Source organism: Micromonospora sp. bgisy143 (assembly GCF_057708145.1).
In genome coordinates this window covers 42,227-59,264 of the sequence record NZ_JBYIRN010000004.1, presented here as the reverse complement: position 1 = coordinate 59,264, position 17,038 = coordinate 42,227, and the positions used below count along the sequence as shown (strand labels likewise).

Here is a 17,038-nt window from a genome sequence, read left to right as displayed (position 1 = left end):
GCACCTCCCTCGTCTGCCGCCAGTCTGCTACGGCAGGCAGCGCCGCGCCCGGTCGGACGCGGGCCACACGTACTCCAGGTCGTCCGGCGTGTCGGTGCCGAAGATCGGGCCGTAGTGCGTCGGGTCCTTGCGCAGCAGCGAGGAGCGGTGGCTCAGGTGCAGGTCGGCACGGCCCAGCCAGGGCGGCAGGTCACCGGCGCGGGCCAGTTCGTCCTGGGTGCGGACGACACCACCGCCGCAGGCGGCGGCGAGGTCGACGGTCAGCGTCGTGGCGCAGGTGTCCGCCCGGCCCGGCTCGGTCCACACCGCGCACATGTCCAGCCCGTACCGGGTCAGCGCCTCCTCGTACCCGGCCCACATCTTCACGGCCGGGTGGTTGCGCCACCCGTACCCCGGCCAGGTGAGCCCGCGCAGCACCTGGATGGCCTCCACCCGCTGCTTGCCCAGCCGCTTCTGGTCCAGCGCGCGGGCGCTGGCCAGAAAGTCCGGGTACGGGAGGAAGGTCTGCATGGCAGTGCTCTACCCACGGCCCCGGTCGGCATGCCTGCCCGGGGACGATCCGGGCGGGGTCGCCCAGGGTGATCGTGCTGGTTACGATCCGGGCATGGCGGAGCCGTGGCGGGACCGGGCGCGACGGGCGGTCGAGTGGAACTGGCGGCTCCGCTCCGCCGGCGACCCGCGTCCGCACTACGTGATCTGCGGCCGGGACGCCCTCGCCTACTACGTGGCCCGCGCGCTGCTCGAATCCGACCTGCCCGTGGGCGGCGCACGGGTGACCGTCGTGGTGCCGGAGCGCTACCGCAGCACCGGCCCGGACGTGGCGAGCCTGCGTGGCGTTCGCGTGATCCGCTCGGAACGCCTCGACGTGGCGACCTTCGAGACCGCCGGGTTGGCCGGCGCGACCGGGCTGGCCCTGCTGCACCAGGACGACGTGGGCAACCTGCACGCCGCGCTCTGCGCACAGGCCGTCGACCAGCGCGTACGGCAGGTGCTGCGGATGTTCAACGGCACCCTCGCCGACGGGGTCCGCAAGCTGATCAAGGCACCCGTCGAGGTGCTCTCCGACGCCGAGATGGCCGCCCCGGCGTTCGTGGCCGCCGCGCTCGGCGAGGTCGACCCCAGCTCGTTCCAGCACCGGGACAAGACGCTGCGGGTGGCACGGCGGGCCGACGTCCGGACGCAGGACGTGGTGTGCGCGCTGGCCCGCCCCGACGGGCGACAGGGGATGGAGTTGCTGCCCGCCGAGCAGGCCGGCGCGGACCTGGTGCTCGCCGAGGCGACCGGCCAGCCGCCGGGCACCGAGGTCGCCGCGCGGCGGCTGGTCCGGGCCAGACGTCGCCGCCGTCCCGTCGCGGTGCTGGTGCGGGCCGTACGCGGCTTCGCCACCCGCAAGATCGGCATCGCGGTGATGCTGGTGCTCGCGGTGATCGCGGTGCTCGGCGCGCTGATCTCCCGCGCCGAGCACGTCTCGCCGTTGGAGGCGCTGTACCTGACGCTTGTCACCACGCTCAGCGGCGCCGACCCGGACACCGGCAAGGCCGCCGACGCCCAGATCATGCAGGTGGTGCTCAACCTGGCCGGGCTGGCGCTGATCCCGCTGATCACCGCGGTGGTGGTGGACGGCATCGTCAACGCCCGGCTCGCCCTGCACACCGGTCTGCTGCAACCGGAGCGCGCCGGGCACGTCGTGGTGATCGGCCTCGGCAACGTCGGCACCCGGGTGATGGCCCAACTCCGCGAGTACGACGTCGAGGTCGTGGCGATCGACAAGGACCCGGCGCCACGGGGCGCGGCCCTGGCCCGCCAGTTGGAGGTGCCGCTGGTCGTCGGCGACGCCGCGCTGCCCGAGACCCTGGCCGCCGCGTCGGTGGCGAACTGTCAGGCGCTGGTGGTGGCGTCCACCGACGACGTCGCCAACCTGGAGGCGGCCCTGGCCGCCCGCGATCTCCGCGACGACCTGCGGGTGGTGCTGCGGCTCTTCGACGGCGACTTCGCCGAACGGGTGGAGGAGACCTTCGCGCTCGGGGTGTCCCGATCGGTCTCCTACCTGGCGGCGCCGGCCTTCATCGGCGCGCTCACCGAACGCGCGGTCATCACCACCATCCCGGTCGACCGGCACGCGCTGCCGGTCGCCGAGGTGCCGGTCGCCGCCGGCTCCGAGTTGGACGGCCGGCCGCTGGACACGGTCAACCGGGACGGCCAGGTCCGGCTGATCGCCCGGACCCCGGCCGGCGGCGGCAAGACGATCTGGTGGAAGGACCTCGACCCCCGCCAGGTGATCTTCGCGGGCGACCGACTGACGGTTGTCGCCCGCCGGCGCGGCCTGGACTGGCTGACCCGCCAGTGCGCCCCGCCCGCGATCAGTTCGGTGCCGCGCCCGGGGGATCTGTCATCGACCCCGCTGCCGCAGGCCGTGCCACACCGCGCCGGCGGCGAGTACGGCGAGGCCGGCGAGGACGCTGCCCAGCGGCAGGTTGAGCGCGAGCAGCAGGCAGCCGACCAGCCCGAGCCCGGCGAGCACCTGCACCGGTAGCCGTCGCCCCGGCTCCCGCCCGAGGGTGAGCGCCGCCGCGTTGGTGATCGCGTAGTACACCAGCACCGTGCAGCTCGAGAAGCCGATCGCGTGCCGTACGTCGCCGAGCAGCACCACCACGATCACCACGGCGGCGACCGCCAGTTCGGCGCGGTGCGGTACCCGGCGTACCGGGTGCACGGCGGCCAGCGTGCCGGGCAGGTCGCGTCGGCGGGCCATGGCGAGCGTGGTCCGGCCGACCCCGGCGACCAGGGAGAGCAGCACCCCGACGACGGCGATGGTCGCCCCGGCCCGGACCACCCAGGCCAGGCCGGGCAGCCCGGCGGTGGTCACCACGTCGACCAGGGGCGCTGCCGATCCGGCCAGCCGGTCGGCGCCCAGCACGCCGAGCGTGATCACGGCCAGCACCAGGTAGATCGCCAGCACCGCCCCGAGCGCCAGCGGCACCGCCCGGGGGATGGTCCGCTCCGGGGCGCGGACCTCCTCGCCGAGCGTGGCGATCCGCGCGTACCCGGCGAAGGCGAAGAACAGCAACCCGGCGGCGGTGAGCACACCCCGCGCGGAGCCGCCGGTCTCGGTCAGCCGGTCGAGGTGCACCGGCCCGCCCACCAGTCCGACGACCGCGACGAGGGTCAGCACGGCGAGCACCAGCGCGACGAGGGCCTTCGTGGCGGTGGCCGTCTTACCGATGCCGCGCAGGTTCACGGCGGTCACCGCGAGCACCGCGCCGACGGCGACCAGCCGGGTCTGCCCCGGCCACAGGTACGCCCCGATGGTCAGCGCCATCGCCGCGCAGCTCGCCGTCTTGCCGACCACGAACCCCCAGCCCGCCACGAATCCCGCCAGCGGGCCGAGGCGTTCCCGCCCGTACACGTAGGTCCCGCCGGACTCCGGGTAGCGGGCCGCCAGCCGCGCGGAGCTGGTCGCGTTGCAGAAGGCAACGAAGCCGGCGAGCACCAGCGCGGGCAGCAGGCCGGCGCCGCCGGCCGCCGCCGCGGCCGGGGCGAAGACCACGAAGACGCCCGCGCCGAGCATCGAGCCCAACCCGATGACAACCGCATCGGGTACGCCCAGCCGCCGCGCCAGTTGATCCACGAGCCGAAACCCTAGGTGTACGACGTGAACGGGCGGTCCCATTCACGTAACCGACCGGGGAGCGGCAGATCGTCCCACGGCACCCGGTGCAGCAGCCGATCCAGGAAGAGCCCGAGCAGCAGGGCCGCGACGCCGTCGGTGAGCCAGTGGAAGTTCAGGTATGTCGTGGTGACCAGCAGGATCGCCGGCGGTGCGAATCGGATCAGGCGGTACACGTTCGGATGCAGTCGCCCGGCCGTGAGCGCGGTCAGCAGCACGGCGATCACCCCGTACCAGACGATCGCGTTGGCGACGTGCCCCGACGGATAGGAGAGGTCGTACTCGGTGGGCGGCAGGTCGTTGAAGATCCGTACGGACTCACTCGGCGGCAGGTCCGAGCTGGGCGCGGCCCGATCGGTCACGACCTTCAGCGGGCCGACCGTCAGGTACAACAGCACGAACGCCGCCGCCAGCAGCAGCAGTGGTCGCACCGTGCGGGACCGCCACGCGACGGCCAGGCCGAGCGCCCCGGCGATCGGCATCAGCAGCCAGCCGCCCTGCCCGAGGAAGTTCAACACCCGCGCCGTCCAGTAGACCGGTGCCGGGTGATGGGCGTAGGCCCACTCCCGGACGGCGAGGTCCAGCCCGAGCAACGCCCCGTTGGCGAGCGCCAGGGTCACCGCCCCGAAACCGGCCAGCAGCAGGGCGTCGAACCACCAGCCGGCCGGGCGGACGGGCCGTAGCCGCAGGTCACGTCGTACACCCGTGGGTTTGAGCACGCGACCACGCTACCGGCCCGGCGCGCGGCCGGGGTCTTCGGCGCTGTGGGCCCAGCCACGATGTGCGGCGGATGCCGGGGGTGACCCGGCATGCTTGTCCCCGTGCGGATCACGTCTGCCCTCGTGGACCCGGCGCTGCTCGACCTGCCCTGGTCGACACCGCTGGAGGAGTGGCCTGCCCAGCACCTGGTGGCGCTGCCGCAGGGTATCTCCCGGCACATCGTCCGGTTCGTCCGTCTCGGTGACTACGTGTACGCCTTCAAGGAGACCCGCGAGCGGATCGCCGAGCGGGAGTACGACCTGCTGCGGGCGTTGGAGCGGATCGACTTCCCCTCGGTCGAGGCGGTGGCGGTCGTCGCCGACCGGCAGACCGAGGACGGCGAGCCTCTGGAATCGGTGCTGATCACCCGGCACCTCCAGTTCTCACTGCCGTACCGGGCGCTCTTCTCGCACACCCTGCGGCCGGAGACGATGAGCCGGCTGCTCGACGCGCTCGCGGCGCTGATCGTGCGGATGCACCTGACCGGCTTCTTCTGGGGCGACTGCTCGCTGTCGAACACGCTGTTCCGCCGGGACGCCGGGGCCTTCGCCGCCTACCTGGTCGACGCGGAGACGGGCGCGCTGCACCAGTCGCTCTCCAACGGCCAGCGCGGTGAGGACCTGGAGATCGCCCGGGTGAACATCTTCGGGGAGGCGCTGGACCTGCAGGCGGCCGGGCTGCTGCACGAGTCCATCGACCCGGAGGTGGTCTGCGAGGAGGTCGTGCAGCGGTACGAACGGCTGTGGCACGAGATCACCTACGAGCAGGCGGTCGAGCGGCAGGCCCGACATGACATCGAGGGTCGGATCCGGCGCCTCAACGACCTGGGCTTCGACGTGGCCGAGGTGGCGATGTCCAGCGCCGAGGACGGGCGTTACCTGGTCCGGCCGAAGGTCGTCGACGCCGGCTACCACACCCGGCGGCTGCTGCGGCTGACCGGCCTGGACGCCGAGGAGAACCAGGCCCGCAAGCTGCTCAACGACCTGGACGCCTACCGCGCGGAGAGCGACCTGATCGACGAGCAGCAGGCGGCGCACCGCTGGCTCACCGAGGTCTTCGAGCCGGTGGTCCGGGCCGTGCCCGCCCACCTGCGGCGCAAGTTGGAGCCGCAGGAACTGTACGCGCAGATCATCGAGCACAAGTGGCTGCTCTCCGAGCAGGCCGGCCGGGACGTGGGGATGCGCCACGCGGTCCAGTCGTACCTGTCCGACGTGCTGGTGCACCGCCCCGACGAACAGGCCGTCCTCGGCGTCGACGTCCCAAGCCTGAGCTGACCGCCGGCGCGCGTCCGTCTGAGCTGACGTCACGGCCGATGGGCTGACGTCACGGTCGGGCTGCGCCGCGAGGTACCGAGCCCTCTCCTCATGTCCTGTCGAGCTGCCCCGAATGTGGGGCGCGAGTTGTCGGGTCGAGTTGGCTGCCGGTGCTGTCGAGCTGCCCCAGATGTGGGGTGGGAGTTGTCGGGTCGAGTTGGTTGCCGGTGCTGTCGAGCTGCCCCAGATGTGGGGTGGGACGTGCTGGGTTGAGTCTGGCTGCCGCTGCCGCTGCCGCTGCCGCTGCCGCTGCCGCTGCCGCTGCCGGTTTCGATTTCGGTGTCCTCCCGCCCCACATCTGGGGCAGCTCGACAGGCTCTCCGACAGGCAGGCGCAAGCCTCGCCGGAAGGCAGGATCCGCGGGCGGGCGTCCGGGGGCCAGGCGGTAGCGGCCCGCGTCACTCCACCCAGGAACCGCCGCGCAGCACCCGTACCACGTTGAGGTCGTCGTCGAGCACGACCAGGTCGGCGCGCAGACCCACCTGGAGGGCGCCGACCCGGTCGCCCAGGCCGATCGCGCGGGCCGGGGTGGTCGCCGCCATCCGGGCCGCGTCGGCCATCGGGATGCCGGCGTGCACGGCGTGCCGCAGCGCCGCGTCCATGGTCAGCGTGCTGCCGGCGATCGCGCCGTCGCGGGCGAGCCGGGCCACCCCGTCGGTCACCGTGACGTCCTGGCCGCCCAGCTCGTACGCGCCGTCGGCCATTCCGGCGGCGGCCATCGCGTCGGTGATCAGCGCGGCCCGGTCCGGGCCGGCGGTCGTGGCGGTGAAGGCCAGCATGCCGTCGTGCAGGTGTACCCCGTCGGCGACCAGTTCGCAGACCACCGTGGACGCGTCGAGCAGGGCCACCACCGGGCCCGGCTCGCGGTGGTGCACCGGGCGCATGCCGTTGAACAGGTGCGTACCCACGCTCGCTCCGGCGGCGACGGCGGCCTGGGTCTGCTCGTAGGTGGCGTCGGTGTGACCCACGGCGGCCACCACGCGCTGCGCGGTGAGCAGCTTGATCGCCTCCAGCGCGCCGTCGCGTTCCGGGGCGAGGGTGACCATGCGGACCGCCCCGTGGCCCAGCTCGATCAGCTCGGCCAGTTCCTCGGTGGACGGGTCCCGCAGGTACTCGGGGTTCTGCGCGCCGCAGCGGGCGGCGGAGAGGTAGGGGCCCTCGAAGTGGACCCCCGCCAGCACACCCTCGTCGACCAGCGGCGTGAACGCCTCGGTGGCCGAGCGCATCACCTCGAAGGGTGCGCTGACCAGGCTGGCCAGCAGCGTGGTGGTGCCGTGTCCCAGGTGGAAGGCGGCCGCCGCCCGCGCCTGGTCGGCGTCCCCGGTGGTGAAGGTGTGCCCGCCGCCGCCGTGCGTGTGCATGTCGACGAAGCCCGGCAGGATCCAGTGCCCGTCTCGGACCGACGGGTACTCGGCCACCGCGGTGATCCGTTCACCGTCCCACTCGACGCAGCCCTGCCGGATGACACCGGTCGGGGTCACCACTCGGCCGTTCACCCGTTCGGTCATCGTTCCTCCTGTTGGTCAAGCACGGTCGGCGGTCAGGGTGTCCAGCGCGAGCAGGGCGGCGCCCAGACAGCCCGCCTCGTCGCCGAGGGCTGCCGCGACGAGCTGCGGCTCACGGTGGAAGGTCATCCGCTCGTGCACGGCCGCCCGGAGGGGGACGAGCAGCAGGTCGCCCGCCTGGGCGAGACCGCCGCCGAGCACGATCGTCGTCACGTCGAAGAGCGCCTGCCCGGTGGCCAGGCCGTCGGCGAGCGCCTCGACGGCCGACCGCCAGACCTGGGCGGCGAGTGGTTCGCCGGCCGCCGCCCGTTCGGCCACGGCGGCAGCAGTCACCGGCGCCTCCGGCCGGCCGCCGGCCAGCTCGGCGTAGCGCCGGCCGATCGCGGACGCCGACGCGACCGCCTCCAGGCAGCCGGGCCGCCCGCACCCGCAGCGTGGGCCGTCGGGTCGGACCATGATGTGGCCGATCTCGCCGGCCGCACCGTGCGCGCCGACGGCGGCCACGCCGTCGACGACGTGCGCGGCGGCGATGCCGGTGCCGATCGCCACGAAGAGCACGTGGTCGGCGCCGCGTCCGGCCCCGAGCCGGGCCTCGGCGAGGCCACCGACGCGTACGTCGTGACCGAGCGCGGTGGGCAGCCCGAGCCGTCGCACCGCCAGGTCCCGCAGCGGTACGTCCCGAAAGCCCACGTTCGCCGACCAGACGGCGACCCCGCGCGCCTCGTCGACCACTCCGGGGACCGCGATGCCGGTGGCGACCGGGGTGAGGCCGTCGGCGCGGGCCTTGGCGGCCAGCCCTTCGGCGATGTCGAGGATGGTGTCGACCACGGCGGCCGGCCCGCGCGCGGCGTCGGTGGGGTGTCGTTCGGTGCGTACGGCGACGCCGTCAGGCCGGACCAGGGCGCACTTCATGCCGGTGCCGCCGACGTCCAGCGCCACGACCACCCGGTCGTCGCGCGAGGAACCGCTCACGCCAGTACCACCGACCGGGACAGGTGTCGGGGCGCGTCCGGGTCGAGGCCACGGCTGGTCGCCAGGGCGACCGCGAACCGCTGGGCCAGGATCAGGTCGGCCATCGGGTCGACCGGGGTACGACCGGCCGACCAGCTCCCGAGCACCGTGCGCCAGCCGTGCGTACGGCTGTGCACGAAGGCGGCGCCGGTGGCGGCGACGTCCTCCGGCAGCCCGTCGGGCAGCTCACCGAACGCCCAGACCAGCCGGCCCGGCGCGGCGACCGAGATGGGACCGTGCCGGTAGTCCATCGCCGGGTATGCCTCGGCCCAGAAGGTGGCCGCCTCCCGGCACTTGAGCGCGGCCTCCTGAGCGAGACCGACCGTCCAGCCGCGACCGAGGAAGGTGGCCTGCTCGATGGTGGCCGGGTCGATCGGCAGCGGGGACCGCACCGCCACCTCGGCGTCGGCGGCGAGCGCGGTCACCGGGTCGCCGAGGTGCGCCCGGAGCAGGGCCAGCGCGGTCGTCGCGAAACGGGTCTGCACCACCGACCGCTCGTCGGCGAAGGCCATGGTCACCGCGGCGGTGGCCAGGTCGACGGCGGGTGCCGCCGGGTCACCGACGATGACGGTGGTGGGCGTACGCCCGCGCAGCGCGGCGAGCAGTTCCAGCACCTCGGTGGTGGTGCCGGAGCGGGTGATCGCGATGAGCCGGTCGTAGTGGCGGCCGGCCGGGAACTCGGACGCCTGGAACGCGTCGGTCTCGCCCTGGCCGGCCTGCTCGCGGCGGGCCGCGTACGCCATGGCCATGAACCACGACGTGCCGCAACCGACGACGGCGACCCGCTCGCCGGGACGCGGAAGGTCGCCGCGCACCGCGGCGGACAGCGACGCCGCCTCCCGCCAACAGTCGGGTTGGCTCGCGATCTCCGCGTCCACGTACGCCATGGGAAACTCCTCGCAGGGCCGACCTGTCTGCGCAATACGGCTCGTTAGGGCCATATTTCGCGCGTTATTCTGCGCGAACCGGGGTGGTCGTGGCAACCGGCCGGCCGATCGCGCAGGCCAACCTTTTGCGCCAGGCTAGTTTCGCGCACTAGTGTGCACGCAATCAATCACCGAGCGTGCAAGTTACTGGGAGGGCCCCCGAGGTGGACCGGTACGCCAGATGGAACGCCCTGCTGGAGATGCTGACCGACAACGGTCGGGTCAGCGTCGAGGCGGCCGCCGAGCGGCTGGACGTCTCCCAGGCGACCATCCGGCGTGACTTCGACCAGCTCGCCCAGCAGCAGATGATCACCAGAACCCGGGGTGGCGCGGTCGCCAACGGCGTCTCGTACGACCTGCCGCTGCGCTACAAGACGGCCAAGCACTCGGCGGAGAAGCAGCGGATCGGCGCCGCTGCCGCCGCGCTCGTCACCCCCGGCACCGTGGTCGGCCTGAACGGCGGCACCACCAGCACGGAGGTCGCCCGGGCGCTGGCCGTCCGGCCGGATCTCAACACCAGCGCCGAGGGCGCCCAGCTCACCGTGGTCACCAACGCGCTGAACATCGCCAACGAGCTGCTGGTGCGATCCCGGATGAAGGTCGTGGTGGCCGGCGGGGTGGTGCGTCCGAAGTCGTTCGAGCTGGTCGGCCCGCTGGGCGGCGCGTTGCTGCGGGAGGTCACCCTGGACGTCGCCCTGCTCGGCGTGGACGCGATCGACCCGCAACTCGGTGCCGCCGCCCACCACGAGGGGGAGGCGGCCATGAACAACCTGATGGTCGCCCGGGCCAAGCGGGTCGTGATCATCGCGGACTCGTCCAAACTGGGCGGTCACGCCTTCGCCCGGATCTGCCCGGTCGAGCGGGTCGAGACGCTGGTGACCGACTCCGGGGCCGCACCCGAGGTGGTGGACGCCTTCCGGGCGGCCGGTGTGCAGGTCGTCTGCGCCTGAACGGTCACGCTCCGTCGATGAAACGCATCGACCGGCGTGTCGATGCATACCGGGTATTGCGCATCGCTGCATACCGCGTATGGTGTCGGCTGTCACGCCCACCATCGGGGGAGGTGCAGCTTGCCAGCTGTCCTGGAGATCGAAGGTCTACGTAAGACGTACAAGAGTCGTCGACGCGGCACCCGCAACGCGCTCGACGGCTTCGACATGCGGGTCGACGCGGGGCAGGTGCATGGCTTCCTGGGCCCCAACGGGTCCGGCAAGACCACCACGCTGCGTACGCTTCTCGGCCTGATCCGGCCCGACGGCGGACGGATGACGCTGCTCGGGCACGAGGTTCCCGCCGCGCTGCCCACCGTCGCCGGTCAGGTCGGCGCGATCGTCGAGAGCCCGCAGTTCTTTCCGCACTTCACCGCCCGGGACACGCTGTCCCTGCTGGCCGGGGCGGGCGGGGTGCCGGAGAACCGGATCGACGAGGTCCTGGAGCTGGTCGGGTTGCGCGACCGGGCCGGCGAGCGGGTCAAGACGTACTCGCTGGGCATGAAGCAGCGGCTCGCCGTCGCGTCCGCCCTGCTGAAGAACCCGAAGCTGCTCATCCTCGACGAGCCGGCCAACGGCCTCGACCCGGGCGGTATCCGGGAGATGCGCACGCTGATGCGAACCCTCGCCGAATCCGGGATGACCGTGCTGCTGTCCAGCCACATCCTCGGCGAGATCCAGCTCATCTGCGACTCCGTCACCATCATCTCGCTCGGTCGGCGGGTCGCCTTCGGCCCGGTCGACGAGGTGCTCGCCCAGCACTCGTCCGGCGCGGTCCGGGTACGCCTCGAGGCGGTCAGCGACCTGCCGGCGGCCACCGAGGCGCTCACCCGGGCCGGCATCCGGGTCACCGGGCACCCGGACCACCTCATGCTGGCCGGCGTCGACAAGCCGGCGTCGGTGACGCGGCTGCTCGCCGAGCAGAACCTGTACGTCAGCGAGTTGGCCCCGATCGCGGTCGACCTGGAGAGTGTCTTCCTCGAACTGACCGCCACCGCGCCGGTCCCCGGCCAGCACCGGCAGGTCGACGAGTCCATGAAGGTCGGTGGTACGGGTCAGCCCGGCACCGCCACGGGAGGGTGGGGCGCGTGAGCCTCTATCGGACGGAGTTGCGCCGGCTCGCCAAGCGGCGCTTCACCCGCTACATGACGCTGCTCGGCCTGCTGGTGCTGGCCGCGGTGGTGGTTGGTGTCTTCTTCACCAACCAGAAGATCGACGCGGCCCAGCTCGCCAAGGCCGAGCGGCAGGCCGACCAGCAGTACCAGGAGCAGGTCCGCTGGAGCGAGCAGGAGCGGGTCAACTGCGAGCAGGCCAAGCGGGCCGGCACCGCGAACGACGGCCGCTACCCGGACGACTGCTCGGTGATCGCCCCGCCGCCGCGCGAGGAGATCCAGGCCGAGTGGTTCCTGCCCTCGACGTTCAACTTCCGCAAGACGTTCGACGAGACACTGGTCCCGTTCGCGGCGATCCTCGCCCTGGTCGGGTTCGTGATCGGCGCATCGTTCGTCGGGGCCGAGTGGAGCACCGGCGGCATGATGAACCTGCTGCTCTGGCGGCCGAAGCGGCTCACCGTACTGTTCACCAAGCTGGCCGCGCTGCTCACCGGCATCCTGGCGGTGACACTGCCCGCCGCGGTGCTGTGGTTCGCCGGCTTCTGGGCCGTGGCCAGCTTCCGGGGCAGTACCGAGAAGATGACCTCGGGGGCCTGGCAGTCGTTCGCCCTGACTGGGCTGCGCGGCGTGGCGCTGGTGCTGGTGATTACCACCATCGGCTTCGCGCTGGCCTCGCTGGGCCGGCACACCGCGATGGCCCTCGGTGGTGTGGTGGCGCTGATGGTGGTCGGTCAGTTCGGCCTCGGCATCCTGCTGTCGATGGCGAGCGTGAAGTTCGCCGAGGCGTGGCTGCTGCCCACCTACGCGCTGGCCTGGATGACGAAGACGGTCACCCTGCAGAACTGGCAGTCCTGCAACGCCACCTACTACGGCGAGTGCAAGCCGGAGACGATGGACATCACCTGGCAGCAGTCCTCCGTCCTGTTCTCGATCGGACTCGTGGTGATCCTCGGCGCGGCGACCTGGGCGATGCGCCGCCGCGACATCTCCTGATCGACCCGGCGCGGCCGGCTCCCACCGTCGGGGTTCCGACGGGCGCGGCCGGCCGCGCCGCCTGCTGCGACCGAGGCGCAGCCTGACTAGGCTGGACGTCATGCCTGCCGACGCCACCCCGGCCGCCCCCGAGCCGTCCACCGACGCTCGTCCGGGCGCGACGGCCGCAGGTGGCACGCCCGGTGTGCCGACCCCGCGACCGGCGCCGTCCGTGGAGAACGCCGACGACGGCGAGCGGGACGACGCGGTGCCGGCCGCCGCCACCGCCCAGCCCGAGGCGGGCCTGACCGCTCTCGAAGAGGCCATCCTCAATTTCGAGCGGCAGTGGTGGCGGCATGCCGGTGCCAAGGAGCAGGCCGTGCGGGACACCTTCGGCGTCTCCTCGACCCGGTACTACCAGCTGCTCAACGGCCTGCTCGACAATCCGGCGGCGCTCGCCGCCGATCCGGTGCTGATCGGTCGACTCCGCCGGCTGCGCTCGTCGCGGGCCCGCAACCGCCGCCGCTGACCCGCCGGGGCTACTTCTTCTCGTACCCCTGTAGGCCGTTGCCGATGGCGAAGAACGTCGGCGCCCACTCGCCGATGAAGATCCCCCACCGGTCGGCGCGGGCCACTCCGGCCCGCTCCAGGTGCTTGGAGAGGAACCAACTGGTGAACGAGAGGCCGATGCTGACGAAGCCGGCCATGTACATGTGCTCCGACGTGAGTCCCGATTCGTGCAACCGCTTCAACATGCGATCCCCCTGTCGCCACGGAAGGCCCGAACCGCCCTCCACCTGCGAAGGGACACCGCGGAGGCCGGCCTCTGTCACGCTACCGCCGGTGGCCGCCCGACGAGCCCGGGTTGCCCCGATACCGGCCGGCGCAGGAATGTGGCCAGGACCGACGGGTAAGCGGGGTACGCCGTCGTACGACCGAGGGAGTGGGCGATGAGGGGTGCCGACCCGAGCGGGCCGTGCCGATGATGCGGGTGCGGTCCGCGTCCGCGCCGGCCCCCGGCCGGCCGGTCAACGAGGACGTGGTCTTCCAGTTCGGTCCGCTCGTCGGTGTGCTGGACGGCGCCACGGTGCCGGACGGCTTCGACACGGGCTGCGTCCACGGGCCGGAGTGGTACGTCCGACACCTGGCCGCCCGGCTCGCGGTGGCGGAGGCCGCCCGCCCGGCGGCCCGGCTGACCAGCAACCTGGCGGCGGCCATTCTCGCCGTCCGCGCCGACCACGGCGGGCAGTGCGACCTCGACCATCCGGGCACCCCGTCCAGCACCGTCTGCCTGCTGCGCGACTGCGGCGACCAGGTCGACTACCTGGTGCTCTGCGACAGTCCGCTGGTGCTGGACGTGGGCGGTCAGGTCAGCGTGGTGACCGACGACCGGCTGGACACGGCGATGGCCGAGCTACGGCATACCCTCGCCACCGTGCCGGCGGGCCCGTCGGACCCGGTCACGCGTTTCCGGCACGCCGTGGGCGTCCAACGGGAGCGGATGAACCGTACGCACGGCTACTGGGTCGCGGCGGCCGACCCGGACGCGGCCTTCCACGCGGTGACCGGTACGGCGTCCCGGCGGGGTCCGGCGGCCCTGCGTCGGGCGGCGCTGCTCAGTGACGGCGCGTCCAGCGCGGTCGAGCAGTTCGGGCTGACCGACTGGGCCGGGCTGCTCGACCTGCTGAGCGCCGAGGGCCCTGCCGCGCTGCTCTCCCGGGTGCGGGACGCCGAGTGCGACCATCCCGACCGGCTCCGCCGACACAAGTCCACCGACGACGCCTCGGTGGTGTTCTGCGAGTTCGCTCCATAGGACAGATGACGACGGAGCGTGAGGAGAAACACCTGAATCGCCCGACCGGCCGGTACCCGTGGCCGGACCGCCATCCGATCCCCAATGGGGTGGACTTCGGCCGATAGGGCCGGCAGACTGCGGCACGTGGCGAGTGCGGTCCGGCTGGAGCCGGTGGACGAGCGGAATCTGGAGCCGTTGCTCTCCGTAGCGGCTGCCGAGGCCGAGCCGGGCGAGGTGATGCCTCCGGTGGAGGCGCCCGCCGGCTGGTCGCTCGCCCGCCGCGAGGCCTTCCGCGAGTTCCACCGGGCGAGCTTCGCCGGCCTGGACGGACCGACCGGCTCCCAGATGTACGCGATCCTCGTCGGCGGCGAGGTGGTGGGCATGATCCGGATGACCCGCTGTGACGAGCCGGGCACGGTGGAGACCGGCATGTGGCTCGGTCTCTCGGCGCGGGGCCAGGGCATTGGCGTGGCCGCCCTGCGCGAGTTGCTCAACGTCGCCGCCCGTGCCGGCATGCGTGCCGTCGTCGCGGACACGACCCCGGACAATGTCGGCGCACTCGTCGTCCTCGAGAAATGCGGTGCCAAACTGCGCGAGGAAGGCGGAAAGGTGCACGCCGAAATCTGCCTGGATTCGACGCCGCCAGCCCTCTGATCGGCAATTCCACCTTCTGGTTCCCTGGCGTTCTGCCTGCTCAGAATCGCTCGACTGTCCCGTTTGTGCGATCCCGCTTCGCATTTCCGAATAGCTGTGGGCGTCGGCGGCGAAAAATGTTCAGACGGTTTCGCGGCAATTCCGCCGGGTACTGCCCGCCGGGTCCGCAAATACGGGACGACTGATCGAGGGCGTGGTGTGCGCTGTTCCCCGACGGCCCTGCCCCCCGAGTCCGCAGTCGTCCCGGACCCGGCGGGGAGCGAGGGAGACCTGATGAAGACCGGAACACGAATCGGGCTGGCGGTGGGCTTCGGCTACCTGCTGGGCCGTCGTCGCAAACTGCGTACCGCGTTGACCCTGGCGGCCGCGGTGGCCGCCGGGCGCGCCAGCCGCGACCCGGGCGGCCTGCTGAAGCGGGGTGGCGACCTGCTCCAGTCGTCCCCACAGTTGAGCAACCTCAGCCGGCTCGGCGGACCGCTGGTCAACGCCGGGCGGTCCGCCGCGACCGCCGCGGCCGGCAGCGGCGTCGACGCGCTGACCGGCCGGTTGCGCGGTTCCGCCGACGCGCTGCGCCGCCGCGCGGGCAAGCCGGGCGGCGGCGCTGGCCAGGGTGGCGACGGTGGTCAGGACCGCAACGGAGACCAGGACCGCAACGACGGCCAGGACGGCAACGGTGGCGGCGATGACCGGACGCGTGGTCGGGACGACGCTGCGGCCGGACAGCGGCGGGGGCGGTGACCATGGCGGGAAACAGCAGCCCGGGCGGCCTCGGCGACAAGATCCGGGGCCCGTTGACCGACGAGGTGCGCAACCTCGCCGGCGCCATCGGCGAACGCGCGGTGAGCGTGGTGACGGAGCGGATCACTGGCGCGACCGGCCGGCTGAGCGAGTACGCGCGCCAGGGCGGTGGACCCGGCCTGATCGCCGCCGCCACCGGCGCGCAGAAGCTGGCCGAGGGCGGCTCACCGGTGAAGGCGATGCTGCACGCCGGAGTGGCCGGCGGTAAGGAGAAGGTGATGTCGGCTCTCGGCCGGGTGAGCGGTAAGGGCGGTAAGGGCGGCGGCAAGAACAAGGTCACCAACATCGTCGAGACGATCGAGGTCGGTGTCCCGGTGCGGGCCGCGTACAACCAGTGGACGCAGTTCGGCGACTTCCCGAGCTTCATGAAGAAGGTCGAGCAGGCCGACAACGACGAGGACGCCAAGATGACCTGGAAGGCGCAGGTCTTCTGGTCGCACCGGACCTGGGAGTCGACGATCGTCCGCCAGGTGCCGGACAAGCTGATCCACTGGCGCTCCAAGGGCGAGAAGGGGTCGGTCGACGGAACGGTCAGCTTCCACGAGCTGACCCCCGACCTGACCCGCATCCTGGTGGTGCTCGAGTACCACCCGCAGGGCCTCTTCGAGCACACCGGCAACCTGTGGCGGGCCCAGGGCCGGCGGGTACGGCTGGAGTTGAAGCACTTCGTCCGGCACGTGATGACCGAGGTGGCGCTGGACCCGGACCAGGTCGAGGGCTGGCGCGGCGAGATCCGCGACTCGCAGGTGGTGCGGGACCACGAGACCGGCCTGCGCGAGGAGCGGGAGCAGCGCGAGCGCGGCGGCCGCGAGCCGGGCGAGCCCGAGACCGAGGACGAGGAGTACGACGAGGAGCCCGCCGAGGAGCAGCCGCGCCGTCGGCCCGCGGGGCGACTGCGGCAGCGCCCGCCACGGCGACCGGCCGAGCCGGAGTACGACGAGGAGTACGAGGCGTACGAGGACGGCTACGACGAGGGGTACGCGGACGAGGCCGAGGAGGAGCCGCCGCCCGCCCCGCGCCGTCGCGTCCCGGAGCGGGCCCGCCGCTCCCAGCCCCGCGAGGAGCCGCAGCGGCCCCGACCGCCCGTCCGGCGGGCTTCGGAGCCGGCGCGCCGGCCCGTGGTGCGCCGCCGTCGAGGCGAGGACGACGAGTGACGCTGGCGTCCGGTGGTGACGCCGTCGGTGGTGCCCTGGAACGGGTGGAGGGTGCCACCGGCGGCCTCGCCGACGTGGTGGAGACGGTGCTCGACAAGGGCGTCGTGATCGACGCGCAGGTGTCGATCGGGGTCGTCGGCATCCCCCTGGTGGAGATCAACGCCCGGGTGGTGGTGGCGAGCATCGAGACGTACCTGCGGTTCGCCGAGGCGGTGGACCGGCTCGACATCGGCCCCGCCGAGGGCGAAGGGCTGGCCGGCCTGGTCGGCGGCGTCACCGGCGCGGTCCGCGAGGTGACCGGCTCGGTCCGGGACGTCACGGACCCCGTGCGGGACGTCACCGGCGATGCCGCCGGCACGGTGCGGGACCTCGGGAGGGGCTGA

The 17,038-nt window shown here is 72.7% G+C and carries 17 protein-coding genes and 1 pseudogene; 11 read left to right on the top strand and 7 right to left on the bottom strand.

Features of this window, described 5'->3' with window-relative positions; all coding sequences use genetic code 11:
- Positions 1-27: 27 nt before the first annotated feature.
- Positions 28-510, bottom strand: coding sequence for an MSMEG_6728 family protein (locus tag AC3EN4_RS08245; protein ID WP_422737200.1), 483 nt, complete (start codon positions 508-510; stop codon positions 28-30).
- Here AC3EN4_RS08245 and AC3EN4_RS08240 point away from each other — a divergent pair.
- A pseudogene (locus AC3EN4_RS08240) lies at positions 422-1,963 on the top strand (potassium channel family protein); the annotation flags it as partial. The gene AC3EN4_RS08245 and the pseudogene AC3EN4_RS08240 overlap by 89 nt on opposite strands.
- 426 nt (positions 1,964-2,389) lie before the next feature.
- On the opposite strand, the gene AC3EN4_RS08235 reads toward AC3EN4_RS08240, so the two are convergent.
- Together AC3EN4_RS08235 and AC3EN4_RS08230 are read right to left on the bottom strand one after the other, a co-directional pair.
- Positions 2,390-3,628, bottom strand: a complete 1,239-nt coding sequence (locus tag AC3EN4_RS08235) for an APC family permease (RefSeq protein ID WP_435205326.1) — start codon at positions 3,626-3,628, stop codon at positions 2,390-2,392.
- A gap of 11 nt (positions 3,629-3,639) precedes the next feature.
- Positions 3,640-4,386 carry a phosphatase PAP2 family protein gene (locus tag AC3EN4_RS08230; protein WP_435205324.1) on the bottom strand — a complete coding sequence of 249 codons (747 nt, stop codon included), beginning with the start codon at positions 4,384-4,386 and terminating at the stop codon, positions 3,640-3,642.
- Positions 4,387-4,488: 102 nt separating this feature from the next.
- On the opposite strand from AC3EN4_RS08230, the gene AC3EN4_RS08225 reads away from it, so the two are divergent.
- Positions 4,489-5,700 carry a DUF4032 domain-containing protein gene (locus AC3EN4_RS08225; protein WP_435205323.1) on the top strand — a complete coding sequence of 404 codons (1,212 nt, stop codon included), beginning with the start codon at positions 4,489-4,491 and terminating at the stop codon, positions 5,698-5,700.
- A gap of 437 nt (positions 5,701-6,137) precedes the next feature.
- Here the strand turns inward: AC3EN4_RS08225 and nagA are convergent, their stop codons facing one another.
- Genes nagA through AC3EN4_RS08210 form a run of 3 tightly spaced genes read right to left on the bottom strand, consistent with a single transcriptional unit; the run spans position 6,138 to position 9,142 of the window.
- Complete coding sequence (nagA, locus tag AC3EN4_RS08220) at positions 6,138-7,247, bottom strand: N-acetylglucosamine-6-phosphate deacetylase (RefSeq protein ID WP_422737196.1); 1,110 nt, start codon at positions 7,245-7,247, stop codon at positions 6,138-6,140.
- Between the two features lie 15 nt (positions 7,248-7,262).
- Positions 7,263-8,216: an ROK family protein gene (locus AC3EN4_RS08215; RefSeq protein WP_422737195.1), complete on the bottom strand. Its 954-nt coding sequence runs from the start codon at positions 8,214-8,216 to the stop codon at positions 7,263-7,265.
- A complete protein-coding gene (locus AC3EN4_RS08210; protein ID WP_435205322.1) occupies positions 8,213-9,142 on the bottom strand; it encodes an SIS domain-containing protein in 930 nt (309 codons plus the stop codon). Before AC3EN4_RS08210 ends, AC3EN4_RS08215 begins: the two co-directional genes overlap by 4 nt.
- A 203-nt stretch (positions 9,143-9,345) precedes the next feature.
- Here AC3EN4_RS08210 and AC3EN4_RS08205 point away from each other — a divergent pair, with 203 nt between their 5' ends.
- The 4 genes from AC3EN4_RS08205 to AC3EN4_RS08190 all read left to right on the top strand — a co-directional run bounded on the left by AC3EN4_RS08205 (position 9,346) and on the right by AC3EN4_RS08190 (position 12,783).
- A complete protein-coding gene (locus AC3EN4_RS08205; protein ID WP_053654382.1) occupies positions 9,346-10,131 on the top strand; it encodes a DeoR/GlpR family DNA-binding transcription regulator in 786 nt (261 codons plus the stop codon).
- Between the two features lie 120 nt (positions 10,132-10,251).
- Complete coding sequence (locus tag AC3EN4_RS08200; RefSeq protein WP_422737193.1) at positions 10,252-11,262, top strand: ATP-binding cassette domain-containing protein; 1,011 nt, start codon at positions 10,252-10,254, stop codon at positions 11,260-11,262.
- Positions 11,259-12,275, top strand: a complete 1,017-nt coding sequence (locus tag AC3EN4_RS08195) for an ABC transporter permease subunit (protein ID WP_435205320.1) — start codon at positions 11,259-11,261, stop codon at positions 12,273-12,275. Before AC3EN4_RS08200 ends, AC3EN4_RS08195 begins: the two co-directional genes overlap by 4 nt.
- A gap of 100 nt (positions 12,276-12,375) precedes the next feature.
- Complete coding sequence (locus tag AC3EN4_RS08190; protein WP_435205319.1) at positions 12,376-12,783, top strand: DUF3263 domain-containing protein; 408 nt, start codon at positions 12,376-12,378, stop codon at positions 12,781-12,783.
- Positions 12,784-12,793: 10 nt separating this feature from the next.
- On the opposite strand, the gene AC3EN4_RS08185 is transcribed toward AC3EN4_RS08190, so the two are convergent.
- The gene (locus AC3EN4_RS08185; RefSeq protein WP_422737190.1) at positions 12,794-13,009 is read right to left on the bottom strand and encodes a hypothetical protein; all 216 of its coding nucleotides are present in this window, start codon (positions 13,007-13,009) and stop codon (positions 12,794-12,796) included.
- 188 nt (positions 13,010-13,197) lie between these two features.
- Here AC3EN4_RS08185 and AC3EN4_RS08180 point away from each other — a divergent pair, with 188 nt between their 5' ends.
- From AC3EN4_RS08180 to gvpJ, 5 genes are all read left to right on the top strand, one after another.
- Entirely contained in the window at positions 13,198-14,067 is an 870-nt protein-coding gene (locus tag AC3EN4_RS08180) for a hypothetical protein (RefSeq protein ID WP_435205318.1), read from the top strand.
- A 126-nt stretch (positions 14,068-14,193) separates the two neighbouring features.
- Complete coding sequence (locus AC3EN4_RS08175) at positions 14,194-14,703, top strand: GNAT family N-acetyltransferase (RefSeq protein WP_435205317.1); 510 nt, start codon at positions 14,194-14,196, stop codon at positions 14,701-14,703.
- Positions 14,704-14,976: 273 nt separating this feature from the next.
- The gene (locus AC3EN4_RS08170) at positions 14,977-15,441 is read left to right on the top strand and encodes a hypothetical protein (protein ID WP_435205316.1); all 465 of its coding nucleotides are present in this window, start codon (positions 14,977-14,979) and stop codon (positions 15,439-15,441) included.
- A 2-nt stretch (positions 15,442-15,443) separates the two neighbouring features.
- On the top strand, positions 15,444-16,655 hold the full coding sequence (locus AC3EN4_RS08165; protein WP_435205315.1) for an SRPBCC family protein: 1,212 nt from the start codon (positions 15,444-15,446) through the stop codon (positions 16,653-16,655).
- A complete protein-coding gene (gvpJ, locus tag AC3EN4_RS08160; protein ID WP_435205314.1) occupies positions 16,652-17,038 on the top strand; it encodes a gas vesicle protein GvpJ in 387 nt (128 codons plus the stop codon). The genes AC3EN4_RS08165 and gvpJ overlap by 4 nt, the downstream gene beginning before the upstream one ends.